The sequence below is a fragment of the Pseudescherichia sp. AS216 genome (assembly GCF_037152055.1).
In the GTDB taxonomy this organism is placed as follows: domain Bacteria; phylum Pseudomonadota; class Gammaproteobacteria; order Enterobacterales; family Enterobacteriaceae; genus Pseudescherichia.
Genome location: NZ_JBBCMV010000055.1, coordinates 1 through 223, shown reverse-complemented (window position 1 = coordinate 223; position 223 = coordinate 1). Strand labels below are relative to the sequence as shown.

Annotated in this window: 1 protein-coding gene; it reads right to left on the bottom strand. The window is 65.0% G+C overall.

What is annotated here, in order from left to right; translation table 11 throughout:
* The coding region (locus tag WFN61_RS21035; protein WP_337039159.1) for a hypothetical protein at window positions 1–223 on the bottom strand (223 nt) is incomplete at both ends.

The following is a 223-nucleotide window of genomic DNA, read 5'->3' as shown; positions in this document are numbered from 1 at the left end:
GGGCATAGTGCCAGCGCTCGCCGCTGGTATCATACACCGACCAGGTATCGTCCTGATGATGTTCCAGCCAGCGCTTTTCGGCCTGACAGTAGACGCGCTGGCCCTCCGGCACCCCCGGGAAGGAGATACAGTCCCCCGACGGCGCGCGCCACACCAGCCCGTCACCGTAGCGTTCAAGGGAGGTTTCCCAGAACAGGCTCCAGCCACGACCCAGCACGCTGTC